The organism is Virgibacillus alimentarius (assembly GCF_000709085.1).
GTDB lineage: Bacteria > Bacillota > Bacilli > Bacillales > Amphibacillaceae > Virgibacillus_B > Virgibacillus_B alimentarius.
Genome location: NZ_JFBD01000052.1, coordinates 1 through 21,479, shown reverse-complemented (window position 1 = coordinate 21,479; position 21,479 = coordinate 1). Strand labels below are relative to the sequence as shown.

At 38.6% G+C, this 21,479-nt stretch carries 21 protein-coding genes; 3 read left to right on the top strand and 18 right to left on the bottom strand.

Annotated features, from left to right (window positions below):
• Positions 1-148 precede the first annotated feature (148 nt).
• Positions 149-850: a response regulator gene (locus GZ63_RS0109170; protein WP_029268837.1), complete on the bottom strand. Its 702-nt coding sequence runs from the start codon at positions 848-850 to the stop codon at positions 149-151.
• Positions 843-2,501: an ATP-binding protein gene (locus GZ63_RS0109165; RefSeq protein ID WP_029268834.1), complete on the bottom strand. Its 1,659-nt coding sequence runs from the start codon at positions 2,499-2,501 to the stop codon at positions 843-845. The genes GZ63_RS0109170 and GZ63_RS0109165 overlap by 8 nt, the downstream gene beginning before the upstream one ends.
• Before the next feature lie 181 nt (positions 2,502-2,682).
• Between GZ63_RS0109165 and GZ63_RS0109160 the strand changes: the two genes are divergently transcribed.
• Both GZ63_RS0109160 and GZ63_RS0109155 read left to right on the top strand, forming a co-directional pair.
• Positions 2,683-3,111: a MarR family winged helix-turn-helix transcriptional regulator gene (locus GZ63_RS0109160; RefSeq protein WP_029268833.1), complete on the top strand. Its 429-nt coding sequence runs from the start codon at positions 2,683-2,685 to the stop codon at positions 3,109-3,111.
• Positions 3,108-4,319, top strand: a complete 1,212-nt coding sequence (locus GZ63_RS0109155; RefSeq protein ID WP_029268831.1) for an MFS transporter — start codon at positions 3,108-3,110, stop codon at positions 4,317-4,319. The genes GZ63_RS0109160 and GZ63_RS0109155 overlap by 4 nt, the downstream gene beginning before the upstream one ends.
• Before the next feature lie 77 nt (positions 4,320-4,396).
• Here the strand turns inward: GZ63_RS0109155 and cyoE are convergent, their stop codons facing one another.
• Positions 4,397-5,329, bottom strand: coding sequence for a heme o synthase (cyoE, locus tag GZ63_RS0109150; protein WP_029268829.1), 933 nt, complete (start codon positions 5,327-5,329; stop codon positions 4,397-4,399).
• A 157-nt stretch (positions 5,330-5,486) separates the two neighbouring features.
• Between cyoE and GZ63_RS0109145 the strand changes: the two genes are divergently transcribed.
• Positions 5,487-5,750 (top strand): hypothetical protein, encoded by a 264-nt coding sequence (locus GZ63_RS0109145; protein ID WP_029268827.1) that lies wholly within the window; start codon positions 5,487-5,489, stop codon positions 5,748-5,750.
• Between the two features lie 123 nt (positions 5,751-5,873).
• Here GZ63_RS0109145 and nhaC read toward each other — a convergent pair whose 3' ends face one another.
• The 15 genes from nhaC to GZ63_RS0109070 form a co-directional block, all read right to left on the bottom strand.
• Positions 5,874-7,319 carry a Na+/H+ antiporter NhaC gene (nhaC, locus tag GZ63_RS0109140; protein WP_051681441.1) on the bottom strand — a complete coding sequence of 482 codons (1,446 nt, stop codon included), beginning with the start codon at positions 7,317-7,319 and terminating at the stop codon, positions 5,874-5,876.
• Between the two features lie 21 nt (positions 7,320-7,340).
• Positions 7,341-8,771, bottom strand: a complete 1,431-nt coding sequence (gene lpdA / locus GZ63_RS0109135; RefSeq protein WP_029268823.1) for a dihydrolipoyl dehydrogenase — start codon at positions 8,769-8,771, stop codon at positions 7,341-7,343.
• On the bottom strand, positions 8,772-9,995 hold the full coding sequence (locus GZ63_RS0109130) for a dihydrolipoamide acetyltransferase family protein (RefSeq protein ID WP_029268821.1): 1,224 nt from the start codon (positions 9,993-9,995) through the stop codon (positions 8,772-8,774). It lies immediately after the preceding gene.
• A gap of 14 nt (positions 9,996-10,009) precedes the next feature.
• The gene (locus tag GZ63_RS0109125; protein ID WP_318842369.1) at positions 10,010-11,032 is read right to left on the bottom strand and encodes an alpha-ketoacid dehydrogenase subunit beta; all 1,023 of its coding nucleotides are present in this window, start codon (positions 11,030-11,032) and stop codon (positions 10,010-10,012) included.
• Positions 11,032-12,090, bottom strand: coding sequence for a pyruvate dehydrogenase (acetyl-transferring) E1 component subunit alpha (gene pdhA, locus GZ63_RS0109120; RefSeq protein WP_029268817.1), 1,059 nt, complete (start codon positions 12,088-12,090; stop codon positions 11,032-11,034). Before pdhA ends, GZ63_RS0109125 begins: the two co-directional genes overlap by 1 nt.
• Before the next feature lie 32 nt (positions 12,091-12,122).
• A complete protein-coding gene (locus GZ63_RS0109115; RefSeq protein WP_029268816.1) occupies positions 12,123-13,256 on the bottom strand; it encodes a Leu/Phe/Val dehydrogenase in 1,134 nt (377 codons plus the stop codon).
• 317 nt (positions 13,257-13,573) lie between these two features.
• Positions 13,574-14,128, bottom strand: a complete 555-nt coding sequence (locus GZ63_RS0109110) for a DinB family protein (protein WP_029268814.1) — start codon at positions 14,126-14,128, stop codon at positions 13,574-13,576.
• Positions 14,129-14,190: 62 nt separating this feature from the next.
• Positions 14,191-15,354 (bottom strand): lactate 2-monooxygenase, encoded by a 1,164-nt coding sequence (locus tag GZ63_RS0109105; RefSeq protein ID WP_029268812.1) that lies wholly within the window; start codon positions 15,352-15,354, stop codon positions 14,191-14,193.
• A 181-nt stretch (positions 15,355-15,535) separates the two neighbouring features.
• Positions 15,536-16,174 carry a GntR family transcriptional regulator gene (locus GZ63_RS0109100; protein WP_029268810.1) on the bottom strand — a complete coding sequence of 213 codons (639 nt, stop codon included), beginning with the start codon at positions 16,172-16,174 and terminating at the stop codon, positions 15,536-15,538.
• 141 nt (positions 16,175-16,315) lie between these two features.
• Positions 16,316-17,545, bottom strand: a complete 1,230-nt coding sequence (locus GZ63_RS0109095; RefSeq protein WP_029268808.1) for an NRAMP family divalent metal transporter — start codon at positions 17,543-17,545, stop codon at positions 16,316-16,318.
• A 57-nt stretch (positions 17,546-17,602) separates the two neighbouring features.
• Positions 17,603-18,442, bottom strand: coding sequence for an NHL repeat-containing protein (locus GZ63_RS0109090; protein WP_051681440.1), 840 nt, complete (start codon positions 18,440-18,442; stop codon positions 17,603-17,605).
• A 28-nt stretch (positions 18,443-18,470) separates the two neighbouring features.
• Positions 18,471-19,160, bottom strand: coding sequence for a DUF2848 family protein (locus GZ63_RS0109085; RefSeq protein WP_226374363.1), 690 nt, complete (start codon positions 19,158-19,160; stop codon positions 18,471-18,473).
• 21 nt (positions 19,161-19,181) lie between these two features.
• Positions 19,182-19,967 (bottom strand): carbon-nitrogen family hydrolase, encoded by a 786-nt coding sequence (locus GZ63_RS0109080; protein ID WP_029268802.1) that lies wholly within the window; start codon positions 19,965-19,967, stop codon positions 19,182-19,184.
• A gap of 22 nt (positions 19,968-19,989) precedes the next feature.
• Positions 19,990-20,658, bottom strand: a complete 669-nt coding sequence (locus GZ63_RS0109075) for a GntR family transcriptional regulator (RefSeq protein ID WP_029268800.1) — start codon at positions 20,656-20,658, stop codon at positions 19,990-19,992.
• A 97-nt stretch (positions 20,659-20,755) separates the two neighbouring features.
• Positions 20,756-21,454 (bottom strand): N-acetylmuramoyl-L-alanine amidase, encoded by a 699-nt coding sequence (locus GZ63_RS0109070; RefSeq protein ID WP_029268798.1) that lies wholly within the window; start codon positions 21,452-21,454, stop codon positions 20,756-20,758.
• Positions 21,455-21,479: the final 25 nt, after the last annotated feature.

The following is a 21,479-nucleotide window of genomic DNA, read 5'->3' as shown; positions in this document are numbered from 1 at the left end:
TCATCCAAAAAAGGGGGTAACCCGTTACTTTTAGATTAATTAAAAAATATCATGAATACATTGCATGGGGAACCTTCTAAACATAAACGGCTTAACCTCTTTATTCTTCATTTTGTTCATAAGTTTCACGGATAGGAGAACAAGTTATTTATTTTAATACGTATTTCCTCTCTGGTCTGCCGACACTTCCGTATTTCAGAGTTGTACGGATTTTTTCAACGGATACCAAATATTCTAAATAACGTCTTGCAGTTGATCGACTTGTACCGATTAATTTACTTAGCTCCACAGCAGTTACTCCCTGCACTTCATTATTTTTTAGTAAACTTGTAATTTCATTTAATGTAAGTGGATCAATACCTTTTGGCAAATTATGATTGCTATTGTCAGTGGAAGGAGCAAGAGCATCTCCTCTCCTGATAAAATCAATATCTCTCTGTTCCATCACTTCTTTGGATGCAATCCATTGACGCTGTTGTTTGTATCGTTTTAATGTCTCCTCAAAACGTGCTACATCCACAGGTTTGATAATATAATCAAAAACACCTGCCCGAAGCGATTCTTCTACTTTTTCAACGTCATTTGCAGCGGTTACAATCATGATATCAATATGATGAAATGTTGTCCGGAGCTCCCATAATAAATCCAGACCTTCAACGTCCGGAATATAAATATCCAATAAAATGAGATCTGGCATCGATTCCGTATTTTGAAGATAGGTTAACGCTTCATTCCCGGTTTTCACTTTTTCCAGTACAATAAAATCTCCCATTTTTTCAACAAATTGATGATGAATATCAGCGATTCTAAAATCATCTTCAATGATAAGGACTTGGAATTTTTCACTCATTTTCATTTTCAGCCTCCTTCGGTATGATGATAACAAAACAGGCTCCACCTAACTCCCCGTCTTCCAGCATGATTTCGCCGCCAACTTTTCGTAGCTGAAGTCTTGTTAAGGCGAGTCCGGTACCGCGATGTAAACCAATTTTCGTAGAATAGCCTTGCTCAAAAATATTTCCCTCACCTTTCATTCCCGGACCAGAATCATCAATTTCGATGACAATATCCTCACCAATATCCGTAAAGAAAATAGAAATTTCTCGTTGAGAACGATTTTGAACGTTCACAGCCTCAATGGCATTTTCCAGTAAATTGCCAAGGCCTGTCAATAAAGCATCTTTTTTACTGCCTGTAAGTGGGTAGGTCAGTTGGCTAGCTGGCTGAATGAACATGGTAATGCCGAGTTCATTTGCCTGATTGAATTTCCCTTGCAGTAAACCATGTATCGTTGGATCAGACACATTTTCAAGCAAAAAGCGCGACCATTCCTGCTGGATATTATTTTCTTTTTTGATAAAATCAATGGCCTCTTGAATTTGATTAAGCTGCAACAATCCTAAAATAATGTAAAGCTTATTTGAAAATTCATGGGTTTGCGCACGCTGTGCATTTGCATATTGCTTAATTTGCAGCAATTCTTTTGTGACATGCTCCACTTCTGTTTTACTGCGAAAAGTGGACACCGCCCCAGTGATCGCTCGTTCGTGATAGATCGGCGTTCGATTGACGAGAACGACATCATTGCCAAGAATCATTTCTTTGTCATAATGCCTTTCCCCGTATGTCAGTACGTCATATATGTTAGAATGCGGCAATAAATCCTTAACTGGTTTGCCCATATAGGCAGCATTTTGTATTTGTTTATCAAATAACGTCTTTTGTGCAGCAGTATTCATCATTGTAATTAGTCCATTGTGATCCACTGCTATAATCCCTTCATGTGTCGACTGCAAAATCGCTTCTTTTTGCAATAATAAATGATTAATTTCCTCCGGTTCCATATTAGACAAAAGCCTTTTTATGTAATGGGAAATGAAAATGGCCCCAACAATTCCGAGAAGCACAATCCCCAATAACGTAAACCACAAAGATTTGCTTTGATTTTGAATAATACTTTGGACATCATTGTTTAAAAATCCAACGGAAACTAAGCCGATGACATTGTTATGGTTATCGTATATAGGCACTTTGCCGCGAATGGATCGTCCAAGCGACCCTGTGCTTTTGGAAATATAGGATTCACCCTTATTTAGTGCCCTGTCATTATCGCCCCCTACCATTTTTTCTCCTAAACGATCAGGATCCGGATGGGAATAGCGAATACCCTCTTCATTTCCAACAACGATAAACTCCGCATCTGTTGCTTCCTGGATAGGCTGAACAATTTGCTGGATCACCCTTGCTGGATTTTCAAGTTCAAAGGCTTCTCTTATTTCAGGTGTATTTGCTACGCTTTTCGCTACACCTAACGCCCTTTTTCCGATTTGGTCTTCCATAGTAGCCGAAATAAAGGAACGCAAAAATAATCCGAAAATGATAAAAATACCGATGATCAGCAAGCTGAAAAGCAAGATCATTTTTAATTTTAAACTAAATTGAAAGGAAACGTTTGGACATGTCAACTGTCTTTTATTCCTGTTCGATTCAAAGTTTTCCATGTATGCATAGCTCCTATATTTCGTTCCTGTTTATGTAATACAAGGGAAATGCTCGTTTAGAGTGTATCATATTTAGGAAGCGAAATAAGAATTTTTACCATGAAACATTGACAGCTCCATAAAATTTATGTATCGTTACCTTTGTTAACTATTATCTAAGGTTACGATAGGAGCGAATAACATGCAAGGCTTTTTCCAGCGTTATTTATTATTATACCGGCCGCTCACATCAAAGTTAAATGACCTGCTGAAGGAATACGACCTGTCTTATTCCTTGTGGCAGATTATTTTTTACGTCAAAAAGAAAGGTCCTTCAACACTTGTAACCATTTCAAATTATTATCATATCGAGAAACCTTCGATCACAAGAAGTGTCCATCGTCTAGAAAAGAAAGAGCTGATGGAACAAATTCCTGGCAAAAATAGACGGGAGAAAATCATCCAATTAACATCAAAGGGAGAGGTAGTATATCAGTCTTGCAGGGAGAGGATTACGAGATTAGAAAATCAAGTTTTAAAGGATATTCCTGAAGAAGAGCTACTTGCTGCTTTTCATTTTATTCCTCAAATCCGTGATAATTTGCTTCAAGAAAGGGGGAAAAATAGATGACTAGCACAAAATTGTGGACAAAAGATTTCCTCATTGTATCAACTGCCAATTTTTTTCTATACTTTACATTTTATTTATTAATGGCCACTATATCCGTTTTTGCAGTAGATCAATTCCAAGCCACGCCCAGTGAGGCAGGTCTAGCTTCCAGTATTTTTATCATCGGCATTTTGATTGCTAGGATATTTGCCGGAGGGTTAGTCGATACCGTTGGGCAAAAAAAGATTCTTTATATCGGTTTTATTTTTACATTATTAACGAACTTCCTTTATTTTACGATCGATAGTTTGATGTTCCTTTATCTTATCCGCCTTTTGAATGGCGCAGCTTTAGGCATCGCATCCACTGCCACTGGAACCATTGTTGCATCTATCATTCCAAAACAAAGGCATGGAGAGGGCATAGGTTATTATGCCTTAAGTATTACACTCGCTGCAGCTGTAGGACCTTTTCTTGGTATGTTTATCCACCAGCACGCGGATTTTAGTATCAACTTTATTCTATGTATCATTCTGCTTGGCTTTAGTTTTATTTGTTCCTTTTTCTTAACAGTCCCTAAATCTGAAATTACGAAAGAGCAATTGGAGGATTTAAAAGGATTTAAACGAAGTAGTTTTCTTGAACCAAGAACGATTCCGATTGCCATTATCGCTGGTTTTATGGGGCTTGGATATGCAAGTATCTTATCTTTTATCAATTCCTACGCGATCGCAATCGATGTAGTAGATATCGCCAGCTTCTTTTTTATTTTTTACGCCGTGGCGACATTAGTTTCAAGACCTTTTGTCGGACGCTGGTTTGACACAAAAGGGGAGAATTTTGTGATGTATCCCGCCTTTCTATTATTCGCAATGGCTTTTCTCATTTTAAGCTTTGCTGATATTCAAGGTTATTTGATTTTATTAGCGGGTATTTTCGTTGGCCTTGGATATGGCACATTCCTGTCCAGTGCACAAGCAATTGCGGTTAAAGAATCTCCAAAACATCGCATTGGATTAGCAACATCAACGTATTATATTTTCCTTGATACAGGACTTGGCATCGGACCTTTCTTTCTTGGATTTTTAATACCAGTCATCGGTTTTAAAGGGTTATATATATCAATGGCGGGACTTACTTTAGTAGGAGGCTGTGTCTACTACTTCTTGCACGGCAAAAAAGCAAGCCAGCATAAGGAATCAACGATGGTCTCAACAGAAGCTCGCTAAACTAAAAAGGCTACCTCTTCGGGCAATAAAACAAATCCTCTGCCCTTGGAGATAGCTTTTTTGTTTATATGTTAAGATTAAAATCCGGTAAATACAATCATCATACCAAAAAGGATGATCACATAATTTAATGAATAGAAAAAGTTCCTGTTCGCCCATTTCAAGTTATCTTTTGTGAAAAGCCCACTAATTCCAAGCGCCAGCCAACCTACATTCAGCAACGAAGCAAGAACGACGAATGCTGTGCCAAGCGAAGTTAAAAACAATGGTAATGGAAGCAAGCAGGCTATATAGATAAGCGCTTGACGTTTTGTCACTTCGACACCACATACGACTGGAAGCATCGGTACCCCAGCCGCTTTATATTCATCACATCTTCTTATGGCGATGGCAAACGTATGTGGAATTTGCCAGATAAACAAGATCAAAGCTAGTACAATTGGAACAACATGATATGCTGATTCAATTGCAGCCCACCCTATTAAAGGGGTTACTGCTCCGGAAACACTACCAATGATTGTATTGAGTGTATATTTTCGTTTTGACCAGAACGTATACAATACAACATAAGTAAACCAACCTATAAATGCATATACCGTCGCTTCAAATGTTGTAAATAAAAGAAGAATGAATCCAAGAATCGTTGTGCTGATTCCCATTGTTAAAACCATCTTAAGAGGAATGCTTCCTGTAACAGTTGGTCGCTTCTCTGTCCGCTGCATCTCCTTGTCGAGATCAACTTCATACCAATTATTAAGCATTAATGCTCCAGCCATAACAAGGGTACTCCCAATTAATGTCAGTAGAATCACATTCCAATTCTCCGCAAGAGAAGCATTGGTAAAATAGAGCGCTAATGCCAATCCGGTTAGTACCGGCAGAACATTCGATATTAACACAATGCCTTTTACAAGTGATTTTATATCGGAGATGATAGAAGTTGTATGTTGTTGATTTGAATCAGTAACTTTTCCAATCATATCGGTAGAAGTTTTACTCACTTTGTTCACCTCGTGCAGTTCATTTTAAAATACCCCATATATTGATAGGATACCATACTTAGGACTATTATAACATGTGCACATACTTTGTTCGAATTTTATTATGACTAATTTTTGTCATTTATGGAGATGAAGGACTGAATACATCGATTGTAGATGATGAAAATTGAACCAGAGAGGTGGAACCGACTGGAAGAACATATATCAACCGCTGCGCGAGGATATCAACCGGAAAAGAACATGTATCAACCGGTGTGCGGGGATAGCAACCGGAAAAGAACATATATCAACCGGTGTGCGGGGATATCAACCGGAAAAGAACATATATCAACCGGTGCGCGGGGATATCGACCAGAAAAGAACATATATCAACCGGTGCGCGGGGATAGCAACCGGAAAAGAACATGTATCAACCGGTGTGCGGGGATAGCAACCGGAAAAGAACATATATCAACCGATGCACGGGAACAAATGGACAATTTCAACGGTGGCATAAATTTCAAGCGCATAACCATGGAAAACGAGACATACATTTGTGCATGCCTCGCCTTTATTAAATCATTTTTCTTTTTGCCATGTTTTCTGCGTGGATATTTCGTTCTGCTCCTTCCTTTTCTTTGTCTATATAGGTCAATGTTTTCCCGGTAAACCCATAAAATATAGTTAATAAGGGGCATAGCAAACAAAAGATTGCAAAAGGGAAATATTGTAAGGTCGGAACCCCTAGAACGGTTGTGATAAAGACCCCTGTAACACTCCACGGGACAAGTGGATTAACGACAGTTCCTGCATCTTCGGAAACCCTTGCTAAATTTTTATTTGTCAGACCGACCTTTTTATATTGGGATTGAAAAGATTCGCCGGTTAATAGGATTGATAAATATTGTTCCCCAACAAGAACATTAATACCGATTGCAGTGAGTGCCGATGTTAAAATCACAGATCTTACTTTCTTTAGCATATTTTCAATGGAAGCAAGCAATCTTGGCACGATTCCTAAGGTAAATAGCAATCCGCCCATACTTAGAGCAAGTAAGACAAGACCGATGGTAAATAACATATCCTCTATGCCGCCCCGGGTCAATAATTCGTCTATTTCTGAGACGCCTGTTTCAGAAACAAATCCGCCGAATAAAACACCAAACAGGTCCCCAACCGGTGTGGCTCCATTAATATAGGAAATTGCAATGGCACTAAGGGATCCGGCAGCGAGCGCCAGTAATGCAGGCGCTTTCATTATTGAGAAAATTAACAAAACAACGATTGGAATGACACCATTATACCAGTGGACAAGGTCTGTATCCAGTAATCCTTGCTGAAATTGTTCCATTTTTCCGAAATTTGTATCTGTAAGTTTAGGTGATAATATAGCGAATAAAATAAAGGTTATCACAAATGCTGGGACTGTTGTCCATGTCATGTTTTTGATGTGTTCAAATAAGTCCACTTTTAATATGGATGAAGCCATATTTGTCGTATCGGATAGTGGTGAAGTTTTATCACCAAAGAACGCACCTGATACGATCGCACCTGCTGTAATTGCAAGTGAAGCATCGATTGCGCTTGATATTCCGATAAAAGCAACGCCAACTGTTCCTACTGTTGTCAAAGAACTCCCAACACTCATACCTACAATTGCTGTTATGACAAAAACAATCGCAAAGTAGAAGCTTGGTGTCACTAGTTCAAAGCCAGCGTAAATAAGGGTTGGAATCGTGCCTCCCAGCATCCAGGAGGCAATTAAAATTCCAATAAAGAAGAAGAGAAATACTGCAGCCATGCCGGCCTTGGCACCTTCCGTTACTCCTTCTTCTAAATCTTTATATGGCACTTTCTTTATCAGTCCATATACAACCAGAAGTAAAAGTGAAATAGCTAAAGGGATATGCGGAGGTGCATCATAAATGATGATGCTGGAACCCATGATGAATAGAATTGCGACTGTTATCAATACTGCCTCAGATAAAGATGGTACTTGTACAGGTTTAATTCGGAACATAAAAAGTCTCCTTCATTACTTTTATACTTTCGCAGTCTTCTTAGGTGGTGGCATATGAATCGCTTTTTCTTCCAGACCTTCCACGGCTTCGAGTATCGTCTCATTAAAACTAGGATGCGGGTATAATGGGAAATTTAAATCTTCGTCTCGTCCTACCATTTCAAGAGCAGTTACAGCCGTGCTGATTAATTCAACAGCTCCCGCTCCAATTGCATGGAATCCCAGAAGTAAATCTGTTTCTTCATCTTTAATTATTTTCGTTATTCCACTCTTTTCATTTGTAATCATTGCGTAGCTATTGCCACTATTTGCAAATTGGCTCGTTTTCACTTTGTACCCTGCTTCAGCAGCTTCTTCTTCGGTTAATCCTACTGACGCGATCTTTGGAATACTATGAACAATTGATGGAAGGAAAGTTAGATCAACTTCACTGTTTAGTCCAGCAATGGTCTCAGCAGCTACTTTTCCTTCTTTAATCGCTTTCACTGCAGAAGGTGTTCCTTCTGTGATATCTCCTACGGCAAAAAGCTTGTCCAACGATGTCCGCATTTGTGCATCTGTTTCAACGAGACCGTCTTCCGTCATTTTAAGACCAAAGCGTTCCAGTCCTAATTCGGCTATGTCTGCCTTGTGCTGCGTAGCTACATAGATATGCGTACCTTTTAAAGTTTCTTCTTTTCCATCTTTAGCAAGTTGGACTTCAACGTCATCTTCAGAAGCATGCACTTCCTCCACTTTAAATCCGCGATGCACTTTAATTTTTTGTTTCTTCAAAATACGCTTTAATTCTCTGTTAATAGACGTATCAAATGAAAAATCATCTGTTTCATCTAAAATCATTGTTACATTAGCACCGAGATTATGATAGCTAAATGCAACTTCCAGTGAAATATAATTACTGCCATATACGATTAAATCTTGTGGCATTTCATCTAGATTGTAAATTACATCAGAAAATAAAACACGGTCACTTTGCTTAGGCAAAAAGTCAGGTTTTATAGTTGCACTTCCTGTAGCAATAATCGCATGGTTAAATTCATACACGTCAAATTGATGACCATTCTCAACGCCAATCTTATTCTCTGCTGTGAAAGTAGCTTGTCCTTCAATGATTTCAATTTTATTGGCTGCACATAAAGCCTCTACGCCTTTTCTGAGTTGTGTAACTGTTCTGTCTTTATATTTCATTAGTGCATGAAAATCAAAAGTTGGCTCTCCTATATTGATGCCAAGTATGGATAGATTTGGAACAGAGGCATATTCCTTTGCTGCGTGTGCAAAGACTTTTGAAGGAATACATCCTTCATTTAAACAAACGCCTCCCATTTTTCCTTTCTCAATGATGGTTACATCAAGTCCAAGTTGTGCAGCCCGGATGGCGGCATTATAGCCGCCAGGACCGCCGCCAATAATGACTAAATCTCGGCTTTCTGCAATTTCTCCTACAACCATTTAAACCAACTCCAATAGTAACTTTTTCGGCTCTTCCAGTAATTCTACAAACCGATTTGTAAACCTTACAGATGCTGCGCCATCAGCAACACGATGATCAAAAGAAAGCGACATATTCATCATGGAGCGGATTGCAATCTCATCATCATCCATGACAACAGGCACTTTTTTCGTTTTATGAAATGCCAAAATACTCGTTTGCGGATGATTAATAATTGGTGTAGCTCCCATTCCGCCAAGTGGCCCAACATTACTAATCGTAAAGGTGCCATTTGCCATTTCTTGAGCACTTAATTTTCCTTCTTGCGCTTTTTTCGTTAGATCTTTCATTTCTGTATGAATTTCACGTAGTGATTTTTGATCCACATTTGGAAGGACTGGTACCAACAATCCTGCTTCCGTATCTGTAGCAAGACCAAAATTATATTGTTTAAGTAAATGAATGACTTCATTTTCTTCATCAAGTCTTGCATTAAAGATTGGATGCTCTTTTAGTGAGATAGCTAGCGCTTTTAAGAAAAATGCTACAACGGAAATGTTATCCCCAGATTCTTTCAATTCTTTTCGCAGTTCAAGCAAGTTTGTTAAATCTGCTTCCTCAAAATGCGTGACATGTGGGATAGTCTGCAAGGAATAGCTCATATTTTTTGCAATTTGTTTCCTGATTCCTTTAAAAGGAATTGTATCGCTTGCTTGTTCTTTTTGATTTGCAGCGGGGACACTCGCCGCAGCAGCTTCCTGAACTCCCGCTTTACCCGCTGAACCGTTTACAAACTGATACACATCTTCTTCTGTCACACGGCCGGCAGGACCTGTACCTTGAATCTCTTCTATATCTACCCCTTTATCACGTGCGATTTTTCGTGTATATGGGGCTGCTAGGACACGGTTATGCTTTTTCTTAGTTGAGGTTTTCTCTTCGACTGGTTGTGGAGCAGATTGTTTTTCCTGTTTTTTGGGTTCTTCTGCTTTTTCCGGAGGACTGTTTTCCTCGCCATTATCAATTTCCATGATAGGTGTCCCGACAGTCACGACTTCCCCTGTATTAAAGTGAATCGCCTTGACGGTGCCCGCAGTTGGAGATGGGATTTCTGCGACCATTTTATCTGTTTGCATCTCCACAAGCGGTTGGTCAACAGTTACCTCATCGCCAACTTTAACAAAAAACGTTAAAATTTCTCCTTCATTCATTCCTTCTCCAATGTCATGAAATTTTACTTCCATTGCTTGTTCTCCTCCTAAAAATCAATTACTTTTTGGATCGCATCCTGCACTCGCTGAGGTGTTGGCAAATAATCATTTTCCAAAGCAAACAGTGGAACTGGCACGTCAAACCCTGTTACACGTTCAATTGGAGATTTTAAGTATAAAAAGGCTTTGTCATTAATAACGGATGTGATCTCACTTCCTACCCCGCCAGTTGATTGTGCTTCATGAACGATGACAACGCGACCTGTTTTTTGGACGGATTCTGCAATGATATCTTTATCTAATGGATACAATGTACGAAGATCAATAACATCACAGGAGATATTTTTTTCCTTCATTTGCTCGGCTGCTTTTTTAGCGATCGGAACCATTGCTCCCCATGCAAGAACAGTTACATCCTCACCTTCGATAATCCGCTCCCCTTTTCCTAACTCAATGGAATACTTTTCAGTAGGTACCTCAACACGCTCACCGCGATAAAGACGCATTGGCTCTAAGAATAATACAGGATCAGGATCTTCAATCGAAGCGACAAGCAATCCTTTTGCGTCATAGGCGTTTGATGGACAAACAACTTTGATTCCTGGTAAATGGGTAAATAAAGCTTCAATACTATCTGAATGAATTTCTGGTGATCTTACCCCTGCACCATACGGAGCACGAATAACCATTGGTAAATGATAATGGCCCATTGTACGTGAACGTGCACGTGTAACATGTGTTGCAATTTGTTCATACGCTGGATAAATGAAACCAAGGAACTGAATTTCTACAACCGGCTTCAATCCATTAAGCGCCATTCCGACAGCTGCACCCACAAACCCCGCTTCACTTAGTGGTGTATCGACCACTCTTCTTTCGCCAAACTTTTCCTGCAAGCCATCTGTAGCTCGGAAAACGCCTCCATTTACACCAACATCTTCACCAAGCACTAGGATGTTTTCATCATCATCAAGCATCGTTCCTAAGCCATCAGTAACCCCTTGAATCAGTGTCATTGATTTAGTTGTTTCCATTGATTCATTCGCCTGCTTCTCTAACATCTTTGCCATTATTTTGTCGCCCCCTTTAAGATTTCCTTTTGCTCTTGAATCGTCCAAGTTGGCTCCTCGAAAACATAGTCAAACATATCAGCAGGATCAGGTTTCTGGAATTTTTCCATTTCTACAATTGCGTCATCTAACTCTGCTTCAATTTCCTTTTCTATTTTTTCAGCCCAGTCTTCATCCCACATATCATGATTTTTCATAAAACGTTCTAATCGTAAAATTGGATCCAATTCTTCCCGTTTCTTCTCTGTTTCTTCCTGATCGCGGTATTTTGTAGGATCATCAGCAGTTGTATGAGCACCGAAACGCCATGTTACCGCTTCAATTAAAGTTGGACCTTCTCCGTTCCGCGCTCTTTCAAAAGCTTCTTTTACTGCGAAATGCACAGCGAAAACATCCATACCATCTACACGTACTCCCGGTATGCCATATGCCTCTGATTTTTGGGCAATCGTTTCAGAATTCATTTGTTTTTCAATTGGAACAGAAATGGCAAATCCATTATTTTGGTTAAAAAATACAACTGGTGCCTGAAAGACACTCGCTATATTAATACCTTCATGAAAATCCCCTTCTGAAGTCGCACCGTCACCAAAATAAGCAATCGCTACATTATTTGTTCCTTTATACGTTTCTGCCATTGCAGCACCTGTAGCATGTGGGAGCTGTGTCGCAATTGGAACAGAAGCAGGATAAATATTTTTTTCTTTCGATGGGACGGAGCCTTCCACACGTCCGTTCCAATAAAGCAATACACGATCCATTTCAGCTCCAAATGTTAATGTAGCCCCGTGATCACGGTATGTTGGAAACATCCAGTCTTTCTCTTCAAGAACTAATGCACTTCCTACTTGTGATGCCTCCTGTCCTTCAAAAGGCACGTAGGTTCCAATTCTTCCCTGACGCTGCAGAGCTTTCCCTTTCCGATCAAAGGTACGAATTCGTAGCATATGATAATAAAATTTTTGTGCTTGTTCCTTCGTTATTTCCTTTTCATATTCCTTTGAGACGAATTTACCGGCCTTATCAATAATCTCCATCATTGGATACTTTTCCTTCATTTCATTCACCCTTCACGAATTATTTTTGGCTTTTACCCACGAATATTCCATTTTGGTCTGCGATCACGAGCGAAAAAATTGTTTCTGTTTCGTTGTTCATCGATGGTTTGCTGACATTTTCTATTTGCTGCTTCTTCTGTTGTAATATCTGCTAGTTTCGCTTGTTCATAGATTTCTAGAAGAGAGTCATAGATTGCTTTGGTCTTAAGTAATACACGTTCTTTATTTGGTTCATATAGCTCATCAGCAACTTGAATTAAACCACCTGCATTTACAATGTAATCCGGTGCATATAAAATACCTTTATCTGCAAGTACTTGTGCATGCGTTTTGGCTTTAAGCTGATTATTTGCTGAGCCTACAACAGCTTTTACTGTTAATTGAGGAATGGTTTCATCGTTGAGAACCGCGCCCATTGCACAAGGTACAAAGACATCTGCATCCACACTGTAAATTTCGTCACTTCCTACAACGGTTACAGAACCGCCTAATTCTTTTGCCTTATCTTGGATCGATTCAAGTACATGTTCATGAATATCCGTTACAAATAAATCTGCTCCAGCTTGAAGTAAATGCTCTGCTACTTTATAACCTACTTTTCCTAAACCTTGAATCGCATACGTTTTTCCTCCAAGACTGTCATCACCAAAGACGTGCTTATTTGTTGCTTGGATGGCATATACAACACCTTGAGATGTTGGTATGGATGAATCACCGCTTCCGCCATATGCTTCAGGAATTCCATTAATGAAATTCGTTTCTTTTAGTGCTTGAACAAAATCATCCATGGTTGTTCCCATATCTGTTCCTGTATAGAATCTACCATTCAATGAATCGACGTATTGTGCAAACTTACGAAACATCGCAGGGGTTTTATCTTTATCCGGATCTCCAATAATTACAGCCTTTGCACCGCCAAAATCAATATCAGCTGCTGCACATTTGTATGTCATTCCTTCAGATAAACGAAGTGCATCCTCAAGTGCGTCATCTACATTTTCATAAGGGTACATCCGCGTTCCACCAAGACCTGGACCGAGGGTTGTATCATGAATCGCAATAATAGCTTGCAAACCAGTGATTGGGTCATTACAAAAAACGACCTGTTCATGCCCTGCTATTTTTTGAAATATATCCTGTTCGTTCTTTTTTGCTAGTTGTTTCATCACACACTACCTCCAGTTTTTTACTTTTATTCCCATGTATTCGCTTTCATCATCTTACATAAAATAGTCGATCTAAAATCGATAAAATCTTTGCTTTGTAAACGTTTCATTTTTAAGTATATTCTGTTGACTGTTAACTGTCAACTGCAAATAGTAAATAATAATTGAAAAAAACGAAGGATTTAAAAAACTTTAACAGAATAGAAACGACAAATTAGAAAACGCTTTCATTTTCATGCACTTTGTAGTCTTCAACGACATTGCAACGGATCAGCATGCATCGTTACTATGATCCGTTACAGTGCTGAAAGGAATATTTATTGCAGTTGAAGCAATTCATATTTTTTAACAAGATCAAAATGGTGTTGCTCATGAATAGCTAGCAAATGGATACTTTGGATCAGATTGGGGTAATAGGCAATTGGGTCGGGATAACGTATATGTCCGGCAACATTTTCCTCCATACTTTCGATCACATCCATCAGCTTTTTCGTTTCTTCCTCAAGCAATTCCTGAACGTCTTTGAAGCGATAATCCTTTTTCAAATCTTTAGGTGGTACAAGTAGAGATGGTGCGGACATTGACCTCTTTTTCTTTTCCTTATATTCTTTGTATATGTTATGTATTTCAGATTGATAAGGTTTTTTCTTCCGTAAATGGGCAATTGGTAGCATAACCGGTATATATAAAACAGAAAACCTTCTGAACAGTCTTACTAATAAGACTAAGTGATACAGCGTTTCGCCGATGAACCATTTATCCGGTAAAGGCCTCCTCCATGCATGTTTAAAATCCAAACTGCAGTCATTATAAAAAATTTCCCGCTGCTTTTTTAACTGTTGAAAGTGTCGATTTATTTCTTTGCTTTTCAATCGTTTCACCCCAGAACGGATAGATAGAAACAACCAGGTAATTATAGAGCAACTGGAAAAAGCTACTTCCTTCTTAATAATGAGCGATCGATGGATGATAGAGAGTTTTTCCCGCACAGCGCTAACGTCAAATCGATATCAGCTGCCAGCTGGCGTAGAACTTGCTCTACTCCTTCTTCTCCAGCAACTGCTAACCCATAAATATATGGTCTGCCAATGAGTACAGAAGTTGCTCCCAGGGCGAGTGCCTTTAAGACATCAGCACCTCTTCTTATTCCGCTATCCATTAAAATAGGTACTTTATTTTGTACTGCCGCTACGATCTCTGGCAATGCGTCAAGGGCCGCAACCGAACCATCTACTTGTCTTCCACCATGATTAGAGACAATAATGCCATCAACACCGTATTCTAATGCTAACTTTGCATCATTGGGATGAAGAATTCCTTTTAACAAAATAGGCAAATTCGTATGTTCACGAATAAATGACAGATTATCCCACGTTACTTTTGGGTTTCCAAAGATTTGGCCCCAGTAATCGATTGTGGTCTTCATGTCAGATTCCGGATCACATCCAAGTTTCTTGCAAAAAACAGGGTCAGTAAGATAGTTTCCTATGCCTTCCCCTAACATAAAAGGAAGATAACTATTTGTGAGATCACGTTCTTTCCATGGTGTGACAGGAGCATCTAATGTAATGACAATTGCCGTATAACCTGCTCTTTCTGCGCGTTTTAGAAAGCTGGCCGTTATCTCGGGGTCTTCATTCCAATAAAGCTGATACCATTTCGGGCTTCCATCAGCAGCCGCAGAAATTTCTTCCATCGGCTTTGATGACACCGTACTTACGATCATAGGAACTCCCATTTTAGCAGCTGCTTTTGCAACCGCTACCTCTCCGTCCGGATGGATGATCGACTGCAGACCAATTGGTGCTAACATAAATGGATGAGGAAATGTATGACCTAATAAATGAACCCTTAAATCACGGCTACCTACATCATTGAGCATACGTGGTACAATCTGCCAGCGTTTAAATGCATCTCGATTATTATGTACGGTTTCTTCTGATCCAGCCCCGCCTGCTACATAATCAAAAGAGTGCTTTGCTAATAAATTATTTGCGGCTTTTTCCCAGTCTTCAAACGAAACTGGCAAACGTTTCTGTTCTTGGGAAAACATTCCCTCATAAATTTGATTTTGAACTTCATTTCCTACACTGGCCAACGAATACACTTCTTTCTTTTAACTTTTTTAAACGAAAACTCCATTTAATGAAATAATATAATTTTCTGTATTTTTTGTCAACAGTTAACTAAAAGCTTGCAAATTATTTTTAAAAATGAAAATCTTAACCCTTTCAAACTGGATTAAGATTCTTTGTTTTCTATGATATTTTAATAAAGTATTAACCAATATGCATGAGTACACCATCTAAAGCTCTTTTAATATGAGCATGCATGAACTTTACAGCTTTTTCCTCTTTTTTCTCACGTATTAATTCATAAAGATGTTCGTGCTCCTCAATAAATTCCGGATAAAAATCTCCGCCTACCATACTTTTACGCATATAATGAATTTTCGTCTTAATGGTATCCATCAATTCAATTAACTGTCTATTTTTTGAAGCCCCAATGATAATCGTATGGAATTGCTGGTCTAATTGCCCAAGCTCTACCCCATGATCTGGTACTTCTTTCGTTTCTTTTAAATTAACGGCTAATTGCTCTTTTTCCGCCTCTGAAATATTTTTAATCGCTAGTTGAATTGCAAGTGTTTCCAAACTTTCACGGCACTCAAATAAATCAATAACATCCTGTACATGCGGCTGATAAACACGAACAAATCCATCATTATAATTAAGCAGTCCATCTTGAATAAGCATACGGATTGCTTCTCTGACTGGTCCTCTGCTAATGCCCAGCTTCGTAGCGATCTTTGATTCCACCACACGTTCAGACGGCTTGAATTCACCATCCATAATGGATTTTTTTATAATATGATATGCTTGAAGATGAAGTGATTCAGGCTTAACAATACCACTCATCATCCCACCCCCTGTTAATAACTTATCTATCTGACTTGTAAACAGTTTACATCATTCCGGCAAAAAAGGAAATACTGGAAAATTGATTGACGGAAAAATAAAAGAAAAACTGTCCGTAATAATTACGAACAGCTTCTTTTTTCACCCCGTCCAAAGCTCTGCAATGCCTTCTAAAGAAAACCAACCAGCGATTAATGTGATAATTACTGCAATAATACCGAATACAATCATCCATGTAGGGTGATGATAGTCCCCAACAATTTCCTTTTTGCGTGATGCAATCAAAATAGATCCTAATGTTAATGGTAAAATTAATCCGTTTAATGAACCGACAATTACTAAGATTGTAACTGGTTTCCCAACAACCGCAAAGACTATTGTAGAAAAAAGGATAAATCCGATGATAATATATTTGTTATATTTTTCGAAGTTTTGATGGAATGAGCGCAAGAAGGAAACACTTGTATAAGCAGATCCTACAACAGAAGTTAATGCTGCGGACCAAAGTACTAAACCAAATATCTTATATCCAACGTCCCCAAGAGCAATTTGAAACACAGATGCTGGTGGATTGCTGGCATCAAGCTTATATCCAGCTGCTACAACCCCTAGTACGGCAAGGAAAAGGAAAATACGCATGACACCCGTTGTTAAAATTCCGTAATTAGCTGCCCTATTTACGACAGGTAAATTCTCTTTACCATTTACACCAGCGTCAAGTAGTCTGTGTCCTCCTGCAAACGTGATATAACCTCCAACGGTTCCGCCAACTAACGTAATAACAGGTAAAACAAGTGATTTATAATCATCCGGAAAGACACTTTTCACCATTGCTTCAGCTACTGGAGGATTGGTTGTAAGCATAACATATCCAACCATGATTAGCATAATGGAGCCCAAAGTTAAAGCGACAATATCCATGGCTTTTCCAGCATCTTTTAAAAGAAATATGATTACTGCAAGGATCCCAGTGATGATGGCACCTGTTGTGGTCGAAACACCAAATAATACATTAAGTCCAAGTCCCCCACCAGCAACGTTACCAATGTTAAATGCAAGACCGCCTATTACGATTAATATAGCAATAACTGAACCTAGACCCGGTAAAACCAGATTTGCTACATCCTGACCTCGTTTTCCCGAAACAACAAGAATGCGCCAAATATTCAGTTGAGCACCAATATCAATAATAACAGAGGCTAAGATAGCAAAAGCGAAATTAGCTGCAAACTCTTCCGTAAAAACAGTTGTTTGTGTTAAAAAGGCGGGCCCTATTGAGGAAGTTGCCATCAAGAAAATGGCGCCCCATATTAATCGTTTATGCCCTTTTGTTATAATAGGTTTATCAGGTTGCAAATGATTTGAATTCATCTTACTTCCCCCTTTGCAGATATTAAATTTTGCAAATTCAAAATACTTGAAATATATTTATCCTAAATGATTCAAAACTAATTTTGTAATTCCATCTGGAAACATTTCTGCAATATAAATATCCCCTTTGCTATCGACCGTAATCCCATGGCCATATATGCCAAATGTCCGGCATCTACCAATCCATTCACCTTCAGGACTGAACATATTTATACTGGGTGTTTGATCTGTCACATAAATAAGCCCCTCTTTGTCAATCCAAATATCCATCGGGTGATAAACATTCCCAATTTCTTTTAAATAATTTCCATCTTGATTAAAAAATTGAATTCGATTGTTTTCTCGATCTGTCACTAACAAACGACCATAGGAATCCGTTGCAATTGCATGTGGTGTTGAAAAAGCACCATTTTCTGAGCCTCTTTCACCCCAAGTATTCAACCGCTTCCAACTAGGGTCAAAATGATGGACACAGCTATTCCCATATCCATCTGTTACGTAATAATGTCCATTTCTTGTCATCACCATATCAGTTGGATGATTAAAAGGTTCCCCGGGCAAACCCGGGATATGCCTTTCGCCAATAACATCAATTACTTCCCCTTCTTTATTAAAGACAATCAGTCGGTGAAAATCCCGATCTACCACAATGACTCTATCTTCGGGAGTAACGTATAAATAATGTCCATCAGCTATATAATCATTGTCCCAAGCATCAATCAACTCTCCTTCGCTAGTAAATAGAAGTAGAAAAGGACGACTCCGCTGTAGTACAAAAACGTTGTCATGCTGATCCACTTCAATTGCGGAGATACTTTTAATAGAAAGGTGACTAGGAAGACGTCCCCAATCTCGCTTTACCTGATACTTTCTCGGACCAAGCCCAAATACCAACATACCAGAAACACATCCTATTCTATTTTGATTACTCAATAGATTCAGGAAGCACATTCACTTCATACTGATGTTTAATGGATCGATGAAGCACTGGGTCTCTTAATTCAAATTCATATTTATCAGCGAATGCCAATGTATTATCTTCCGTATTAATCGTTGCAGAGAAGAATAAATTTCCATCTTCTTCCACATTTAATTTAGAAAAGTTTTCTTCCCATTGCTCCGGATTTAATAAATCTGCACAGGTGCCTTGTTGATAGATTTTTTTCTCATTTCCAGAAGTAACCCAACAAATAAACTCTAGTTGATCCCAGTGATTTTTAACGTCTTCATATTTCCATACATCTTCTGCAATCACATTCGGATATGCCTGTTTTGACATCGGCACACTGAATGTTTCTAATTTGCGGTCTGTGTGGTCACTGCCGACGGTGACGTATAATTCATTGTTATGCCAAATTAATACATATTCAATCTCCCCGCTTGTTTCCTCATGCTGCACTTGTATATGCTTCGTTGTGGATACAACATAATCGGAAACCGGAAATAAGATAGGTGTTGTTGTCGGTGTAGGTACACCCAATTTTGCTAATTCATCAATATGTTCCTGCACCTTTTCTTGATCACTTCCTGCATATCCAGCGTTAAATACATGATGAACATCTACATCGATTGTTTTATTTTTTCCTTGTACATTTAGTTTTAGTGTATTTTTCATTATCATTTCCCCCTTGTATGATTAATATAGTTCTGGAACTCTGCTTGAAAAAATAGGTACATCTTTTCTAATTTTAGGAACGATATCCAAGGACAGCGTTGTAGAAAGCGTCTCTTCCTTTGAGTCACTGCCAATTTCTAATGGCGTTCCCCAAGGATCAATGATCATCGACGTTCCTGCAAAATCCTCTCCATCATAAGAACCAACACGATTACAAGATACAACGAACATTTGATTTTCAATTGCCCGGGCTAGTTGGAGATGTCTCCAATGGTCTTTTCTCGGGGCAGGCCATTCAGCGACAATGTGCAATACCTGTACACCTTCTAGTGCTAATTTTCTAGCCAGTTCTGGAAATCTCAAATCATAACAAATGATGACTCCCATTTTTACTCCTTCTAGTTCAAATGTTCTTACCTTTTCTGTACCACCCGTGAGGTATTTATGCTCATGGAGCATGGGTACTAAGTGAATTTTGTCATACGTATATACGATCGATCCTTTACGGTCAACTACTACACTTGTATTATAAAATTTTCCGTCTTTTTTGTTTGCGATGGAACCACCGATAATATGAACGTGATGTTTTTTTGCAAGTTCTTGAAGAAAGGATGTCGTAGGTTCACCATTAACATCTGCGAACTCATCTAATTCCGGAAGCGTAAAGGCTGTCGTCCACATTTCTGGAAGAACAAGCACATCCAGCTTTTCGTTTGCCATTGTCTCCTTTGCCCAGTTGTTTACCTTCTCTCTATTCTTCTTGGGGTTACCAGCAATAATATCCATTTGATAAACTGCATATTTCATGATAAAACCTCCCGTTTCGTTTTCATTTATTATCCATAATCTTGTAAGAGTCCATTGTGTTATCTAAGTGGAGAAGTAACTTAGCACTAGCTTGCTCCTTGTTTTTTTCTACAATCGCCTGCACAATATCCTTATGCTCTGTAATCACTTCATTCATTCTGCCTTCTTTTCGTATTGCCTGATATCCAATTAAAACCGTTAGATCATGCAGCTTGCTATAAATTTCCTCAACTAAATTGTAATTGGTATAATGAATGATACAATTATGAAATTCTTGATCTAATTGAATAAATAATTCTCTGTTTTCATGAATAATAGCCTTATCTTGCTGAGAAATAATTTCTTCCAACCTGTTTATTTGTTCATTTGTTACCGTTTTCAAAAACTCCGTTAGTACTTCTTTTTCAATCGCTTTTCTAAGTAAAAATATTTGATTAATTTCTGAATTCGTAAACCCTCTTACTTTCACTCCTTTTCTTGGAACTGCAATAAGCAATCGGTCATAAACCAAGCCTTGAATGGCTTCCCTTACCGGAGTTCTTGAAATACCTAATTCATTCGCAAAATCCTCCTCGGTATAAAATTGATTCTGATTTAGCTTGTTCGATAAAATTGCTGATTTAAGTTCCCTGTACGCAATCTCATAGACTGTTTCTTTTTTAATAGGCTTTCCAAAATTTAATTCACTCATCTTACAATGCAACTCCTATAATTTCTTATGTATACATAATACATTACTCTGTATACACTGTAAATAGAAAAGCTTACCAAATGGTAAGACTTTTCCATTATTTCACTCTGATTCGTGTCCCAATCTGCAATCTTTCTGGAATTACGTCAGGATTTAATTGCCTTAATTTTTTTACAGTTGATTGATATTTGATCGCTAAGTTCCAAAATGTCTCTCCTTTTTGTATTACATGCATTTTTTTACTAGTGCACTGCTTTAATCCGAGGGCTAACGCTAGTCCTTTTGTATGAGCGAAGGCAAGTGTATTCAAAAAGCCATCGCTTTTTAATTTATTTGCATCAGGCTCGTGATCAATGAATCCATTTTCTGTCAAAATAGCTGTCATCGATGATTCTCTTAACACATGGAAGTTTGCCTCTTTCTTCCCCCTGTCCTGCCATTTTGTACCTACGATTATTTCATCATGCACGTGGTTCCGAAATCGATTGGTGCTACGCTTATCTGCAAATTTCCCATTATAAATATACGATTCAAATCCTGCCCCTCCCCCTGCATTAAGATGAATCGACACAAAGCAATTCGCCCCCCAGTGATTTGCCATATTTGTGCGCTGCTTTAAGGTCAAATATTCATCTTTTGTGCGGGAAAGTTTAATAATTTGTTCCGCATACTCCCGGTTCAAATAATCCCTCATCTTTAGAGCAATCGTCAAGCAAACATCTTTTTCTTTAAGCCCATTACCAATAGCACCCGAATCTGCTCCTCCATGTCCTGCATCAATAAAAATTTTTTTCATCAAAATCCTCCTCGTATAGTATGTT

What these genes read in the sequence shown, in the direction of transcription:
- GZ63_RS0109155 (WP_029268831.1), top strand. Translation starts at nt 3,108, where the DNA reads ATGACTAGCACAAAATTGTGGACAAAAGATTTCCTCATTGTATCAACT.
- lpdA (WP_029268823.1), bottom strand. Translation starts at nt 8,771, where the DNA reads ATGGTTGTAGGAGAAATTGCAGAAAGCCGAGATTTAGTCATTATTGGC.
- nhaC (WP_051681441.1), bottom strand. Translation starts at nt 7,319, where the DNA reads ATGTTCCGAATTAAACCTGTACAAGTACCATCTTTATCTGAGGCAGTA.
- GZ63_RS0109115 (WP_029268816.1), bottom strand. Translation starts at nt 13,256, where the DNA reads ATGAAACAACTAGCAAAAAAGAACGAACAGGATATATTTCAAAAAATA.
- GZ63_RS0109085 (WP_226374363.1), bottom strand. Translation starts at nt 19,160, where the DNA reads ATGAAAAATACACTAAAACTAAATGTACAAGGAAAAAATAAAACAATC.
- GZ63_RS0109160 (WP_029268833.1), top strand. Translation starts at nt 2,683, where the DNA reads ATGCAAGGCTTTTTCCAGCGTTATTTATTATTATACCGGCCGCTCACA.
- GZ63_RS0109170 (WP_029268837.1), bottom strand. Translation starts at nt 850, where the DNA reads ATGAGTGAAAAATTCCAAGTCCTTATCATTGAAGATGATTTTAGAATC.
- GZ63_RS0109130 (WP_029268821.1), bottom strand. Translation starts at nt 9,995, where the DNA reads ATGGAAGTAAAATTTCATGACATTGGAGAAGGAATGAATGAAGGAGAA.
- GZ63_RS0109075 (WP_029268800.1), bottom strand. Translation starts at nt 20,658, where the DNA reads ATGAGTGAATTAAATTTTGGAAAGCCTATTAAAAAAGAAACAGTCTAT.
- GZ63_RS0109165 (WP_029268834.1), bottom strand. Translation starts at nt 2,501, where the DNA reads ATGGAAAACTTTGAATCGAACAGGAATAAAAGACAGTTGACATGTCCA.
- pdhA (WP_029268817.1), bottom strand. Translation starts at nt 12,090, where the DNA reads ATGAAGGAAAAGTATCCAATGATGGAGATTATTGATAAGGCCGGTAAA.
- GZ63_RS0109080 (WP_029268802.1), bottom strand. Translation starts at nt 19,967, where the DNA reads ATGAAATATGCAGTTTATCAAATGGATATTATTGCTGGTAACCCCAAG.
- GZ63_RS0109090 (WP_051681440.1), bottom strand. Translation starts at nt 18,442, where the DNA reads ATGTTGGTATTTGGGCTTGGTCCGAGAAAGTATCAGGTAAAGCGAGAT.
- GZ63_RS0109100 (WP_029268810.1), bottom strand. Translation starts at nt 16,174, where the DNA reads ATGAGTGGTATTGTTAAGCCTGAATCACTTCATCTTCAAGCATATCAT.
- GZ63_RS0109095 (WP_029268808.1), bottom strand. Translation starts at nt 17,545, where the DNA reads ATGAATTCAAATCATTTGCAACCTGATAAACCTATTATAACAAAAGGG.
- GZ63_RS0109070 (WP_029268798.1), bottom strand. Translation starts at nt 21,454, where the DNA reads ATGAAAAAAATTTTTATTGATGCAGGACATGGAGGAGCAGATTCGGGT.
- GZ63_RS0109125 (WP_318842369.1), bottom strand. Translation starts at nt 11,032, where the DNA reads ATGGCAAAGATGTTAGAGAAGCAGGCGAATGAATCAATGGAAACAACT.